This window comes from Agrobacterium vitis (assembly GCF_013426735.1).
Lineage (GTDB): Bacteria > Pseudomonadota > Alphaproteobacteria > Rhizobiales > Rhizobiaceae > Allorhizobium > Allorhizobium vitis_D.
In genome coordinates, this window is record NZ_AP023272.1 from 1292683 (window position 1) to 1306443 (window position 13761).

Genomic DNA, 13761 nt, shown 5'->3' on the forward strand with positions numbered 1-13761 from the left:
TGGCTTATATTTGTCGTGTCAGCGGACGAGACCGGCGATGGTCACGCCAGTTTGTTGATGCAAAGGCCGGATCGCTCCCGGCCTTTTACTTTTCCGGGCGGCTGTAGATCAGCTTGCCGACACGCCGTTTCTCAAGGGCGGAAAAGTCCGGCTCTCCTTTTTTATCCGTAAAATCGAAACTGGTGACGGCCTCCCATCCCCGCTCACCAATCTCGAATACGATCTGAATGGCGGTTTTCGGATCGACACGGATGTAACGGCGATCCACCACAAGATCGCCGCTCTCGACTTTACGCGCCACACCCATCCATATCTCGTCAGGGTCAATCAACGCTTCGGCCATCATCGACATAACGCGGTGGCGATTGCGTTTCAGCGCCTTGAACGCGCCTTCGCGGTTTCGAAACAGCAGATCGGAAACAGGGATACGATTGCCCGCTGCGTCTTCGAACAGCACGGCTTTGCCAATGTCCGCGCCGAACGGTTCAAGGAACGCTCGCACATAAACTTCCGGCTCAAGCCCATCTTCGAGTGCCTTGGCCTTGAATGGCTTTGCCGCCTTCAGCAGCTCGTCCAGCGGTTCGGGGGCGTCGATCTCCACCGCCATGCGCGGATTGTCCAGGACTTCGCGGCCTTGCTCCATCAGATTCGACGGCGTGAGGCCGCGTTCCCAGAGATCGCCGGGCTGATAATCCCAACCGTAGCCGATGCCTTGAGGCTGCTCTATCAGCTGGCCGGTCAGTGGGTCCTTCATCGGTTCCGTTAGAATTTTGGGAGATGGATCGGGGCCGTCTTTGCCCATACGCTTCAGGTCTCGCAGGGAGCGGGAACGCACACCGCAGGAACAATGCCAGTCGTTCGGCGGGAAATGGGTCTGCCAGAACGGATCATCATGCGGGTAGCATTTGCCGTGCCACGCCAGATGTTGGGTGCGCGGAATTTTCGGCTTGCGGGTTTCACCGTGGCGATATTCCCAATAGGGGCGCAGCTTCAGCACATCCGGGTCGCGCATCTGCTTAAGCCGCCCCGCCATGTGGCTGGTGCGCAGGTTGGTCTCAAAAATTACCCGGCTGCGCCAGCCACGTTCACCCTTATAGGCCCAGCCGTATTTGGCAACGATCCGGTCAAAGTCCTTCTGGAAATCGGCAAAGGTGGTTCCGTTTTGCATGGCGCTGGCAATGGCTGTCTGAAAATCCGACAGCATGGCGAGATCGGTGGCGCCTGCAATAACAAAGGCGCGGTCATGGGTGCCGCGCAGCGCATCAGTCCATACCTTGGTCGGCTTGCCCCGTTTTTGGGTAAAGAATTCGATCTGTTCCTTGAACGGCTGGTTGAATACGTCAGCGTCGGCAAAGCGGGCGTCATCGTCCTCGCCATCAGTAAACGCGGCCTCGCGTCCATGAAGGGCCGCCAGCTCCAAGCCATCGCCTAACAGTTTGCCAAGTGCATCAGGGGTCCACTTTGCACCAATGGTGAGAATAGCGCGGGCGGCGTCTGGATAATCGGGCGCGGCCTCAATGGCGCTGCGGATGGTGTTGAGGCGGCGGGTGGAAAGACTGGCGGCTAAATCTTCGAGCTGATCCGTCAGATCACTGACAGGATCGACGTCATCGGCAAAGCTTGCCGTCAGCTGCCGTTTTTTTTTTGAGCCAAGCGGCCCGAACAGGCTGGAGAATGCAGGAGCGTTATCGGGCATTTGCTGTTTTGGCCGCTTGCCTTCCATGAAGGCAAACCGTGCTTCCACCAGCCGATCAATCGTCTGATCCGAGAGACTATGGGTTAGGTCGAACGAGGTAATTAACTCGCGGGCGGTGTCGTCGTCATCAATATTGGCGGCGGTGGCGATGATCTCAACCAGGGCGGCATGTTCGGAGCTTGCTGCCTCAGCCCTGGCCTTGCGCGTTTCAGCCTTGGCCTTTTCATTAGATGGGCGCACCCGCCAGACACGCGGGACGGCAGCGCCGGGGAAGTTGTACTCGACCAGCCAGCGGATAAGCTGTTCGTTCAACGTGTCCGACAGGTGATCAGCGTCACTGTCCACCAGCAGATCCAGCATCCCGGCATGGGTCTCAGCGGCGGCACGAGAACCGCTAGAACCGATGTCGGTGGTCAGCGTTTCGCCGAGTATGCAGATGGATATCTGCTTGTCCCAATATTCGAGCCATTCCTGATAGCTAACGGAGCCGGATCGCGCGGCTTCAAGAAACTTTACGTCCGTCCCGACCGGCACCGTGACGGCAGAGCTGGTGCGGATATTGGCAAGATTGCTTAGAAGCTTTTGCTGCTCGTCGCTCAACATGCCGTAGGGAGTTTGGGCGACAACGGTCGGCCCCGCGAACTTGTCGAGAAAATGCAACCAGAAGGCTACGCCTTCGCGTTTGAACAGCACAGCCCAAAACAACTGATAGCCGAGGCCGAGACCGTACGGATTATTGCCGACAACGCCGTGGCGATGGACAATGAATTTTCGCTCCGGCAGTTCGATGCCGTCATGCATGTTCGTCCAGGTGCGCAGCCGTGGCCGACCGTCCTGGCCGAACGCAAAACGGCGCTGGTCATGGCTGACGATGCGCTGCGGCTTGATCCGGTTGCCGTCTCTCGCCCAAATGCTCTCCGAAACCGCAAATCCCTTCAGGATCGCGCCGCCAGACAAATCTTCGCAGATCCCATCAAAGGGCATGTCCTTCAGGGTGGCACGCACGAAATCCGCCGCCGCGACATCAAGCGGCTTGTCAGATGCCTGGACCACCTCCCATTCGCGGGCCACCAGATGCTTGTTGCGCTTGGCAAGGCAGGCCGAGGCGTGGGTGTCGCGCTTAATCTCGTCATAGATTTTGAGACCCTTGCCGCCGCCGCGCTGGAGGAGCGTGTCGTCGGCGTGTTGCAGCGCGCCGGTATAAAACGGGATTGTAATGTCGTTCTTGACATCGGCAATCAGCGTCCCGGCCTCGCTTGGCAGGTTTTTCCGGGTCTCTGCGGTCGCGGTGTCGGCAAAGCTGGCGCGGGTTTTGCGGTTCTTGCGGCTCACAGGCGGTAATCTCCATAATTGTCAGAGCCAGCAGCGGCAGCAGTCATCACGCCAGCGCTGGCACCACCGGCCTGCTGGCCACCGGCATAAAGCAGCGTGTTTTGCCAAAGCATGTCGAGCGCATCCGGCCCGTCATCGTGGTCGGCGTTGGGCCATTGTTGCAGCTGGTCAATCAGCGTCTGTTGGGTCTGGTTGAGGCGGATCAGACCCGCAGCAATCGGCGGCTGGAGCCGCTCGATGCGGAGATCCTTGTCGGCATGTGGCGTGATCGGCACGGCAGAAATCCCGACACCCTGCTTTGCTGCCTCAACCATCAACGTCGTGCGCAAGAATTCTTGAAACTGTACCGCCTCGACAAACCACAACAGGCAACGATACTCGCGCTGGAGGGCGATAATGTCGGCAATGATCACATCTGGCAGGCGGCGACGAATGGAGGCTTCCACCACGTCCATTCTACCGGTCAGGCGATCAAAGCCGCCGATCAGGATAGCGGACGGATCGCGGCCATGGCCCTTTTTGCCGAGCGACGGGTCAAGCGCACCGAAAAAGACAAGGGCATTCCGCTTCAGCGCCCAGAAGGTCAGATCCTTGAACGGGCTGCCTTCGCTGATCGGCTTATTCTGATATTCCGTCTGGAAACTGTCGTGATCGCTAGCCCGCTCCAACATCAGCCAAACAAGCGGCTGCATCGACGGCCAGTTGACCACGGCCCCGGCGTCCATATCCGCCTTGTTGGCATCGTAGAATGCGCGGGCCGCATCCTCGCCCTCATTATGATAAAGCTCCTCAAACCAGTCCCACAGGTCCATGCGGTCAGGAAAGCGGATAATCGCCTGAAACTCGGCCACCCGCCAAACTGGCGACTTCGCCGCCCGCACCAGCACGGCGTCATAATGCAAGACGGTGCCAACCCAGACCACATCCATCGAGCCGTCAGGTGGGCCGACCTTCAGGGCGGCGCGTTTGATCCATGTTTCCAGCTTCTTGCGCTGTTCTGGCGAGCGCACCGCCTCGTCGTTCTCAAGGTCATCGAAAAACATCAGGTCGGGCCGATAAGGACCATGGCGACGGCCACGCAGCTTTTGTAGCGCGCCAAGCCCCTCAACCCGGATATTATTGGCGGTGACGATCTCACCCTCGCGCCAGACGCGGCCCTGGCCGGTTGCCTCTGGAAAGTCATGGGCGAGACGCGGATTGGTGGTCAGCTCGGCCTTGATGGCTTCGATCAGCAAAGCGGCCTGCGCATAAACATCGCAGACTTCGAGAATATAACGCTTATATCCCAGACACAGGCAATAGAGCGCAAAACCAAGCGACATATGGGTGGATTTGGATGAGCCACGCGGGGCAATGAACAGGTCTCTAACGCCTTTGCTTGACGTTAGAATTTGCGGCACACGCGCAAAAATCTCTTCATGAAACCGGCTGTGATCACCCTTCACATAATGTGGCAGATAGGTTTCTAGAAAGAAGCGAAAGCCGGTTTCCGGGTGCTTTGCCTTTGCCAGCCGTGCCGCCTTGGCCTTGGGATCGGCGGCAAAGGCGGTAACGGACAAGTCCACCCAGCGGGCCAGTTCATCGGCCATCCGGGCAAGGTTTTCCCGAAAGTCTTTCGGGCTGACGGTCGGGCTGAGTTTTGGGCGCTTCATGGAGCAAAGGCCGTGGCAATCCGGTCGCCGAATGGAATGAGGATTTCCTGCACGACGGAGATATGTTGCGGAAACTGTTCCTGCACAAAGGCAATCAGATGCTGGACCACGTCTTGCGCAACGCCAAGCTGTGAGATTTTAGGAGCCAGCTTGCCAGCCGAGGCTGTCACCTTGACCATGGCATCGCCCAGCGCGACCATGTGCTTGATCTTCTGATCAAGGGTCAATTGTTCGGTCTTGACCTCTTCCAGCAAGGCTTGCGCCATCAGCACGAAATCCTCGACCACGGATGAAACGACCGTGTCGATACCTTCGCCCGCAATCACCGACGCGGAGCGAGCCATGTCCCAATCATCACCGGCTTCTTTGGCGGCTTTCTTCCAACGGCCAAAGGTGGCGGCGCTGATATTGAGCGTCATAGAAATGGTGGCCGCCGACATACGCCGGTAGACATAATCGGCGCGGGCCTTGCGGCGGGTGTCCTGGTCATTGGCCATTTTTGCCACCACCCTTTCCAAGACCGAGCAAGTCTTTGATCAATTGCGGTGGATTGCTGGACGCCTGCTTGAGCCACAGGATCAGATTGCGCCCGGTAATGCCGTAGGCGGCAGCGACCGCAAAGCCCCATGAGCCGGGATTGTCCGCCACACCGGCCAGATCAAGCGTCAGCTCGGTGGCGATGGTGGCAACAAACACGCCCGCAATAATCGAGCCGATGGCCGTAAACAGGTCATGGGAGCGCCAGTCCAGCGCAACGGACAGCACAGCCGCCACGCCCGACGAGGCAAGCGTGGCGACCTTGAGGCCAAAAATGGTTTCGGGGCCGGTCATGGGTTTCCTTGTTGTTGGATGTTACCGCCGTGCAAATCAGCGCGGCGGGCCGGTCTGGGCGGGGCTGATCAGGTTTTGGAGATGGATGACCAATGCGCAGCAATCGGTAGGGCGAGGCTGGCAGTGGGCCATTTAGACAGGATGATGTCCTCAAGCGCCTTGTCGTTAACGCCAAGCTTTTCCAGCGTTTGCGGGTTTTTCTCACGCACATAAAACATGGCGTCGGCCACGACAGCCGCCGCCGGACCTGCAACGGCAGGCAGACCCGCCTTGGTCAGAGCAAATCGCAAGCCGTTCTCGGCGGCGAAATGTAGGCCGTCCCGCAGCTTGGCTTCGACTTCCAAGCGCTTCGCCGAGTCGGAAATGCCAATCAGCCGCACAAGCCGGGTGATCAACCATGTGCCGGCCACGCCTAGCACGGTCGCGACAAGCTCAAGAACAGACGGCGTGAGCGCAGACATAAAGCCGGATGCTAACGACGGGGCGTCGTCGGCAGCGAAAGCCGCGATGGCGAGGCAGAACAGGAAGGCGGCGGCGGTCATCAAGAGATTGAAGACACGCTGATAGGGCGGACGAAGGATCATGATCGGCTCCATGTTTGGACTGAAGGGAAGGAGGTATGAGCGGCGCGATCAGGCCGCGTCTGAGACGGATTGCGGCCAGAACGGCCCCAGCGCCGACACGGTTTTCTTCCCGGCAAGGCCGTCCGCAGTTAAGCCGGTTGCCTTCTGGAAAGCCCGAAGTGCGCCCTCGGTGCCAGGACCGAAATCGCCATCAATGGTCAGATGGTAATGACCGGCTTGCGCCAAGGCCCGCTGCAACTGTTCGACGGCTTCGCCAGTCATGCCTCGGCGCAGCACGGCAAAGACTTGATTGCCGGACAGCCGGTCGGCAGTAAGAGCCGCCAGCGCCGTCTTGGCCTTGGCAAGATAAGCGGCACGGTCGGCAAGGCCGTTCCGACCGCCGTTGACGATCTTGGTAACTTTAACCAGGTCATCCATATCGGCGGCGCGGGTGTTGATGTTGTTGCGCGACCAGAAGAATGCCGCAGCCCAACCGGCCCATGGCCATGTCGCCACCAGTTCCGGCTTGGCTTCGAAATCGGGGCATGTGGGGTCAGTCTTACGCATCCATATCGTAAAGGCGCGGTAATTGGCGCGGCCCGTGAGCTGGATCGGTCCACGGCCTTTGTAGCGGACACCGTCGCCTGAACGGACATTGCCCAGATCAGCACGGCCCTCATAGGCAGCCCCGGAAGCATATTCTTCCAGCGTGCAAAAGCCGTCGCTCTCGTGGGCGACCTGCGCCAAAAAATGCGCAATGCGTAGAGGCGTGGTGCATTCAATCAGTGTGAGCAATTCCGGCAGCATTTCGCTGAATGCGGCGATAATCGCCCGCTGCGCAGCCGCCTTTTTCGAAGGGGGCGTTGGTGCGATAGCTTTCAGGATGGACGCATCAATGCGGGAAACAAGTGTGGGGGACATTCGGCCTCGCGGTGCAATTTGCAGATGCGAGGACTTTGCCGCGATTGAGCGTCAGATATGACCGGACGTCAGGTCCGGTCAGGCAAACAGGTCAAACTGATCGGGATTGCCGGGTCTGTTCGCCATCCGGCGAACATGGCGCTGACTGACGCCAAGAATGCGGGCAATTTCGCCACGCTCTTTGCCGCTCTTCTCAAGCGCGAGAACATCAAGACGGATTGACCGCCGTGAGCGAGTATGAGGAACATAAATCATTCCACCACTCATGAATTCACATAGCGCATAACCTGCGTCTTTGCCAAGCGCCGCGATAACCGGATGACCGTCGTGCGGGCGCTTTGGAAATTTGATCTCTTGCCCGCCGAAGCTGCCGATCAATTTGAGAGCCACGTCAAGACCCAGAGTTTCCGCGACATCACGTAGCGAGTGCGGCAGATCACTAACGCTTATAGATAAGGTCATGACGCAGCCTTTTCTTTGCCGCGCTCTTCCATCGCCTTCAAGGCATCAATGATCTTGCTGGCTTTTTCGTAGTCCAGCGTATCGGGATCGACGGCCACCTTGTCATTGCCGGGATAAAGGATACCCCGGCAAAATTCACGAAGCGCCGCACGGGAGCCGTTAGAAACCACGCCCAGGCGATGGCAAGAGTTCCAGAGCGCATGGATAAGCCGGATATAGCGTTTGTCGGAAACCGGCAGCTTTTGTCGGGCCGATGGCGTGACTTTAAAGCCCTTCCTCTTCAACTCATCCACTACAGCCAACTTCTGGCGGTCGGTCATTTCCCGCAATGATTCGGTGCCTGTCACCCTTACAAGCAAAGCACGGTAAGTCACATCGTCGAGGCCGAGTTGCGTTTTGGCGATGTTGATGATGGCGTTGGTGTTCATGCCGCACCCGTCAGCATGTCGGCCACATCATAATCCAATTCATTTGGGTGGCAGTTCGAAACGTGCCGATCACCCTCAAACTGGACCTGGACATAATGCAGGTTACTTCCACCTTCGGGCCTGACAACTCCAAACCGCCCGGTCACGGTGTGCTGAACATATTGGCCGATTGGCACATCAATACCGTAGTAGTTGCGGATGTAATCGTAGGTCATGCTGCATCTGCCTTCTCTTCAGAGGGGATGGTGATGAAGAATTTCGGGGTGAAAATATGGGCGTACACGAATTGCACGGTCATGCCGTCTGCCTGCGCCGCCCGCCAAAATGCATCGCGGTTGTCAGGGTTCTGGAACACCGAGGCGATGGCTTCCGCCTCGGTTGCCCGGTAACTGTGACCGAGCAAGACGCCACCCGCCGTGCAAAGCGCGTAGCCTTGGCTGTAGGAGGACATGACGCGCTCATACATCCGGCTCACCCCTTCGACGCCGAGGTTTCAAGCTCAAGGGGTTCAATTAGGAAGTCTTCGCCATCGGAGGAAATCGTTACCCCGGAAATTACCCGTGCCTTGTCAGGATCGGCCAACATGGCGTCCTTGTTCAGCTCTTCCTTGGTGCGGATGAAGATGCTGAAGCCGAGCTTTTTGCAGGCCTCAATAACGGCATCGACGCCGCGGACGGAAACCTTGGGTGGGCGGGCACGCCAATTGATCCGGCCTGTACCGAAATCATGATATTTGACCTTACCGTCATTGGTGAGGGTCAGGCGATTGGCTTCGCACCATGTCTGCACGCCCTTTTCGTGTTCAATCAGTTCCGCCGACAGATCAGCGGTATCGCGCTCGAATTTCTCGCCAGCGCGGCGGATGACTTCATCAGAAAGGGCTTTCTGAGCGGCAATTTCCCGGCGCAATGAACCGATGCGACCAACGGCCCATACAGCATCTTCCCGAGACTGTGGAACACGAAGAATGGCTTTGGCTTTGCTTTTCGTGGTGGATTTCATGAGCATTTCCTTTCCTGTCAGATGTTGGAAACTTGGAGGGATGGCGATGCGGGTGAAGCTGCACTGCTGTTCTCGGGGTTCTGTTTGCAGTTGCGGCAAGCAGCCCAATGCTTGAGTTTGCCGGGATCACTGGTGGACATGGGGGCTGCGCAAAATTCGCCGCAGGCCTCTGGCGTGATTGCTTTGCGCAAATGGGGGCACCAGACACGACGGGCATAAAGCGCCATGACGGGACCGGCGATCTTGGCTTGCACCTTGTCGGTTCGGGCGCTGTATTTGCCAGCACATAGCAGCGAGATCGCGGTGCGTGACACGCCAAGTTCTCTGGCAATGTCGGCCTTGGTGCGGTCCGGTTTCGCGGCCTCAGTCCGCAACACCTCCATCCATGCAGGATCGGCCAATCCCATCAGCTTCATTTGCTGCATGGCACGTCCTCACGAAGATTGTAGTCGTGGAGCATTTTGGTTTTCGGGCGGTACACAGGCGCTTTTGCCCCGGTATCCTTCACAAGCCGAAATCGCTTATGGCCGCTGGACGTTAGCTTGGTGCCGCGCTGGCGAATGGGTAATTCGACCACGTAACCGGCACTTTTCAGGCGGCGCACATACCACCGGGCATTGTTGTCTGCGTCTTTGTCTTCTGCCGTGGCCGCAACCATCACAATGTCACCGATTGTGAAGTTGCCACCCATGCGCATGGCGGTCCAAACCCGTTGGCGGAATGTGTCGAATACGGGTTTACGAACACTCGCCGTGTCAGGACGGATCGGGCCACCTTTCAGGATCTCGCCACGGGCGGCAGCATCCACTCCCGCAGGCGTCAATTGATAGCAGCCCTTTTCGATCCGCTCGACATAGCCGCGCATGATGAGCCTGAAAGCTCCGTCCGAAATCTGCCCTCGGTCCAGCGACAGAGTGGCGTCCAGTTCGTCAATGGTTTTGCATGAACCGTCAGCAAGGCAATGCAGGAGGGTTGTCGGCAATGTGCCGTTTTCAAGCCGCACAGTCATCACAGCACCTCAGGCACCATGATGGACTGGCCGTTGTGGCGGTCCTTTATGATCGCCATGCCCGCCATGTCGGCCATGCTAACGCCCTGATCGCCGGGCTCCATGCGCAAGCCGAACCGTTCGATATTAGCAATGGCTTCCAGCACTTCCCGGTTATAGCCTTGGGAGACCTTGAACACGAAACCGGCCAGATCGTCGGCAACCTTGACCTCACAACGCTGGTCGATCAGCGTTTTAACATCGGAAAGGTTTGCCTTTTCGAACCGGACTTTCTGGCTGACACGCGAGGACACCTGCGGAAAGCGGGTCAGGTGATCGTTGACCTTGCCCATGCCGACAAGAATGATCGGCAGCTCGATAATGTCGGAAATGTCGCGGACTGTTTCGAGGATGGTTTCCTTCTTGCTGATATGGTCGGCCTCGTCGATGACGAGCGCAAAGTTGCGTCGGGCCATGGCAGCGGCATTGTTGCGCATTGCCAGCTCTTCAATGACCTTCTGGAACTTCTTCTGGAATGAGTGCGGTGGATTGGCGCGAAGCTCTTCGAGCAATTCGTTCATGAACCATGATGCGGTCCACTCTTTCTTGGCCCGCAGATAAATCGCGCCATTGTGCGCGACCCAATGCTTGAGCGTGGTGGTTTTGCCCAAGCCGGGCAGGCCATCGACAACAGCAAGGCAGGCCTCCTGCGCACCGCGCTGCTCAAGCGCGGCAAGGGCAGATTGAAACCGTTTCACGTTGCTGGTCTCGACAAAAACATTCTTCATGCGTATTTTCCTTGGTGTTGACGACTGTCAGGCAGCGGCGCGGATGAGGTTTCGAAGCGCGTCCAGGTCGATGCCTGACAGTCGGAGAAGTTCAATTGAGCCGGGGCGTTGAAGCGCCGATCTCAAGACGCGAACGTGGGTACTGGTGACTTGGTCGGGATGTTCGAGCGCCCATGCGGCAAGCTCTTCATCCGTTGCAAAGCCCCGCTTGCGAGGTTGCTCACTCGCTACCGGCGGGATTTGAGAGATTTCCTGTCCATCACTGACAACCAACGTCGGGCCAGTGGCTACAGGCTCCGGTGTCACGTCGATTGTCTTCAAGGGGACTTGAGCCGTGGCTTCCAGATAGCGGGCTGGTGACAACTCCGCTTCGACTTCAGCCAGATGGTCGTTAAGGCGGCGGGCGCGAGACGCTGCCCGCTTCTCGAAGGTCGTTCTTTTCATGCTCTAGAACCGGCACGATCTCGAAGCCCGTGGAGACATGATATTCCCACATCTGGTTCGGGGACATCTTGCCCGGCAATGACGAATGCGGCTTGGCATTGTAGGAAGCCACGGCATTGACGCAGGCCGTTAGGAAATCCTGCCAAGTGGGCAAGCGGCTGGATGCGCCGAATTGCTTGATGTCTTTACGGGTGGTTTTGAAAGTCTTTTGCCGGGCCTGCCTGTCCATATCCGCGCCGATATAGGTCTCGAATTCCTTCGATAGCGGGTTCCAGACCGAACCATTGAAGCGTTCGATAATGCCTCTGGCTTGCGAGTTTTGTGGCAGCGAGTGAAGCTTGGTGATGCCCAAACGTTCGGTGACACCCGTTAGCTCGTTGTCGAGAACGTCATTTTTAAAGCCCGGTCCACGATCCACGTAAAAGATCGCCGGAATGCCGTTCTGTTCGCAGGCATAGCGGAGCGCATCGACGACGCCGATGGTGTTTTCCGCAAGACCAAAGGAGAACCCAACACATTTCCGGGTCGCAACGTCCACGATGCTGGTGATTTCTGGACGGAATGGCTGACCGTGGATCGGATGGGCAATCTCGGCGTCAAATGTCTTGCCGTCAGCTGTGTAAACGCAACCGGGCAACAGATCAGCGGTGGAGCGCATCGTGAAAGCCATTCGGCTCTTCAGCGTCAAAGATCCCTCGCGGCCACGATGCTTTTCGACATTGCCAAGCCGCGCCATCAACCGGCGAACCTGATCGTAGTTCGGTGGCATGATATGCGATGGCAGCGCCTTGCAATAATTTTCTAACGCATCGGTTAGGCAGGGCTTGGTCGGCTGGGCATAAAACCGCAGGAACTGCCAGAACCATGACGGCACTTCCTGCTTTTCCTTAGTGGGCAAAGGGGCAAGAGAACCAAGGCCGACCGTATCGCGCAGCTTGAACCACTCGTACAAGGTGGCACGGCTGACCACCGCCTTTCCCGATGTCCGATCATTGGCGGTAATCAGAATGGTTTCCGAAACATCAAGCGCGGCTGGATCGGCGAGAAAAGAATAAATGGCTTGGCGTAGGGACAGACCGGAAATGATCTGATGCATTTCGATTGCCGACAAAATCGCCGAACGGGCATTCATAACATCGCGCTGACGGGCCGATAGGGTGGCTGTGGAGAGTTTTTCTCTGGCGGTCACCTCTTTGGACTTCGTTGCCTGTTGGCTAGCTGTCACCAGTTCACGGACGCGTTCGCCGTGCAAAGCAGCCTGTAATGCTTCGGGTAGAAGCGAGATATGAAATTCAAATCCACCGCCGCCTTCGCGGCCTGCACGCTTGCGGCAAAGATCGTCTGAGAGGCTTTTCCAATCATGACGATCAATATGGTCCTGCACGCCCCGCTTTGTATGCGGAAGCGCCCGAAGCTTTAGGCGTACACCAGCGTCGGCTATTTCTTTAGCTGTTAGGAAGGTCATTTGAGCAACCCTCCTACGCGGCCCCGCAGCGCGGCGCGTTGCCGTTCCAGCTCGGCAAGGCGCTCCTCTGTCTGCCAAAGGCGGATTACCTCCGCATACCTCGAGGGTACCGCAACGAAACCGGCGAAATCGGAGACAAAATTGAGCAACTCATGACAGCCGGTCACGTCGACAAGAGCTATGAAGCGCTCAAGAGTGATCTTTTGATCGCGGCGCGCTGGCGAAGCGTAGCAATCGAGCATGTTTTCGGTCACTTTTTGAGAGAGATAGTCAGACATCTCCGCCGCGATCTCAGCGCGGGTTTTTCCGCTGAGAGTCATGGCCTCAGACAGGACGCGAGAAATCTTCACGTCAAGCGTACCGCCTTTGGACACATCAGGAGCAAAGACTGGCGCGACTTCCGGTGGCGTGTAATCGCGAAAAAGGTCCAGCGTGTGCGGATCGCTGCGCTTCGTCATGATCAAATGCAGCCCTGACGTCGAGAAGCGCGGGCATAAATGGCTTTGTGCGCCAGCAGCGCAAACTTGGTATGCCGGTTTAGATGGCTCTTTCGATCATCGACGATTTGCTCGTTGATCGGACTGACCGATTCCTGTCTGGAAATCGCGAATGCCAGGGCGGCGGCCCAATCTGCGTCGAGGCTTCGGGCTAGATTGGCAGGAATGTCAATTTCAGAAAGGCACAGGAGGGAGACCGAAGGAATGCTGGAAGCCTCCGGAGCGTTTGCTGCCGTCGCCCACGCTGACGCGGGAGCTGTGGCTATATCGGTTGGACTGGATATTTCTCCAGCCGCATTCTTCATTGCTGACACGCAGGCCGTCATGCCGCCACCCGCTTGTCAACAGCAGCATTAGATTTCTGACTTTCTAACGGCCCATGTTTCTTGCTATCGTACACACGAGTTTTGGTTTTGGGATATCGGTTCGGCCAAAGGGTTTCGACCTTCTGCCCAATGAAGTCAGCGACGATCTGTTCGTTGATGGCGTTGGGACGCTTCCAGATGTGACGGAAGCTGGCGGGGTTGCGACCGTTGCGGAGTGCGAATTGTTCGAGCGTCATGCCACGCTCTTGGATCTCGCAAAGTATCCGCTTCGGGGTCCAATTGATGGCACCCATAGCTATTACTCCTAGCAAGAGCGGACGCAGCAACGTCCGCTTTTTGTTGGTAGTTTGGTAACATTCGCGGCCT

At 57.6% G+C, this 13761-nt stretch carries 19 protein-coding genes; all 19 read right to left on the bottom strand.

The features are described 5' to 3' along the window. Positions 1–85: 85 nt before the first annotated feature. On the bottom strand, positions 86–3028 hold the full coding sequence (locus H1Y61_RS05755) for a phage portal protein family protein (protein ID WP_180573990.1): 2943 nt from the start codon (positions 3026–3028) through the stop codon (positions 86–88). Continuing rightward, positions 3025–4680 carry a phage terminase large subunit gene (terL, locus tag H1Y61_RS05760; RefSeq protein ID WP_180573991.1) on the bottom strand — a complete coding sequence of 552 codons (1656 nt, stop codon included), beginning with the start codon at positions 4678–4680 and terminating at the stop codon, positions 3025–3027. Before terL ends, H1Y61_RS05755 begins: the two co-directional genes overlap by 4 nt. Beyond that, positions 4677–5177: a DUF1804 family protein gene (locus H1Y61_RS05765; protein ID WP_070166658.1), complete on the bottom strand. Its 501-nt coding sequence runs from the start codon at positions 5175–5177 to the stop codon at positions 4677–4679. The genes terL and H1Y61_RS05765 overlap by 4 nt, the downstream gene beginning before the upstream one ends. Continuing rightward, complete coding sequence (locus H1Y61_RS05770; RefSeq protein WP_070166659.1) at positions 5167–5511, bottom strand: hypothetical protein; 345 nt, start codon at positions 5509–5511, stop codon at positions 5167–5169. The genes H1Y61_RS05765 and H1Y61_RS05770 overlap by 11 nt, the downstream gene beginning before the upstream one ends. Before the next feature lie 68 nt (positions 5512–5579). Beyond that, entirely contained in the window at positions 5580–6095 is a 516-nt protein-coding gene (locus tag H1Y61_RS05775) for a hypothetical protein (RefSeq protein WP_180573992.1), read from the bottom strand. A gap of 48 nt (positions 6096–6143) precedes the next feature. Next, the gene (locus H1Y61_RS05780) at positions 6144–6995 is read right to left on the bottom strand and encodes a peptidoglycan-binding protein (protein WP_180573993.1); all 852 of its coding nucleotides are present in this window, start codon (positions 6993–6995) and stop codon (positions 6144–6146) included. 78 nt (positions 6996–7073) lie between these two features. Next, positions 7074–7457: a helix-turn-helix domain-containing protein gene (locus H1Y61_RS05785; RefSeq protein ID WP_156543707.1), complete on the bottom strand. Its 384-nt coding sequence runs from the start codon at positions 7455–7457 to the stop codon at positions 7074–7076. Then, the gene (locus H1Y61_RS05790; RefSeq protein ID WP_180573994.1) at positions 7454–7885 is read right to left on the bottom strand and encodes a regulatory protein GemA; all 432 of its coding nucleotides are present in this window, start codon (positions 7883–7885) and stop codon (positions 7454–7456) included. The genes H1Y61_RS05785 and H1Y61_RS05790 overlap by 4 nt, the downstream gene beginning before the upstream one ends. Continuing rightward, positions 7882–8100, bottom strand: coding sequence for a hypothetical protein (locus H1Y61_RS05795; protein ID WP_180573995.1), 219 nt, complete (start codon positions 8098–8100; stop codon positions 7882–7884). The genes H1Y61_RS05790 and H1Y61_RS05795 overlap by 4 nt, the downstream gene beginning before the upstream one ends. Continuing rightward, on the bottom strand, positions 8097–8336 hold the full coding sequence (locus H1Y61_RS05800) for a hypothetical protein (RefSeq protein ID WP_235680841.1): 240 nt from the start codon (positions 8334–8336) through the stop codon (positions 8097–8099). The genes H1Y61_RS05795 and H1Y61_RS05800 overlap by 4 nt, the downstream gene beginning before the upstream one ends. 20 nt (positions 8337–8356) lie before the next feature. Continuing rightward, the gene (locus H1Y61_RS05805; RefSeq protein WP_070166666.1) at positions 8357–8887 is read right to left on the bottom strand and encodes a host-nuclease inhibitor Gam family protein; all 531 of its coding nucleotides are present in this window, start codon (positions 8885–8887) and stop codon (positions 8357–8359) included. 17 nt (positions 8888–8904) lie between these two features. Then, positions 8905–9312 carry a helix-turn-helix domain-containing protein gene (locus H1Y61_RS05810; RefSeq protein ID WP_235678525.1) on the bottom strand — a complete coding sequence of 136 codons (408 nt, stop codon included), beginning with the start codon at positions 9310–9312 and terminating at the stop codon, positions 8905–8907. Continuing rightward, the gene (locus tag H1Y61_RS05815; protein ID WP_180573996.1) at positions 9300–9896 is read right to left on the bottom strand and encodes a hypothetical protein; all 597 of its coding nucleotides are present in this window, start codon (positions 9894–9896) and stop codon (positions 9300–9302) included. Before H1Y61_RS05815 ends, H1Y61_RS05810 begins: the two co-directional genes overlap by 13 nt. Further along, positions 9896–10663 (bottom strand): AAA family ATPase, encoded by a 768-nt coding sequence (locus H1Y61_RS05820; RefSeq protein WP_180573997.1) that lies wholly within the window; start codon positions 10661–10663, stop codon positions 9896–9898. Before H1Y61_RS05820 ends, H1Y61_RS05815 begins: the two co-directional genes overlap by 1 nt. A 27-nt stretch (positions 10664–10690) precedes the next feature. Continuing rightward, positions 10691–11107, bottom strand: coding sequence for a hypothetical protein (locus tag H1Y61_RS05825; protein ID WP_180573998.1), 417 nt, complete (start codon positions 11105–11107; stop codon positions 10691–10693). Then, on the bottom strand, positions 11055–12572 hold the full coding sequence (locus tag H1Y61_RS05830) for a DNA-binding protein (protein WP_180573999.1): 1518 nt from the start codon (positions 12570–12572) through the stop codon (positions 11055–11057). The genes H1Y61_RS05825 and H1Y61_RS05830 overlap by 53 nt, the downstream gene beginning before the upstream one ends. Next, on the bottom strand, positions 12569–13030 hold the full coding sequence (locus tag H1Y61_RS05835) for a hypothetical protein (protein WP_180574000.1): 462 nt from the start codon (positions 13028–13030) through the stop codon (positions 12569–12571). The genes H1Y61_RS05830 and H1Y61_RS05835 overlap by 4 nt, the downstream gene beginning before the upstream one ends. A 2-nt stretch (positions 13031–13032) precedes the next feature. Then, entirely contained in the window at positions 13033–13395 is a 363-nt protein-coding gene (locus H1Y61_RS05840; protein WP_070166670.1) for a hypothetical protein, read from the bottom strand. Next, positions 13392–13688, bottom strand: coding sequence for a helix-turn-helix domain-containing protein (locus H1Y61_RS05845; protein ID WP_180574001.1), 297 nt, complete (start codon positions 13686–13688; stop codon positions 13392–13394). The genes H1Y61_RS05840 and H1Y61_RS05845 overlap by 4 nt, the downstream gene beginning before the upstream one ends. Positions 13689–13761 lie beyond the last annotated feature (73 nt).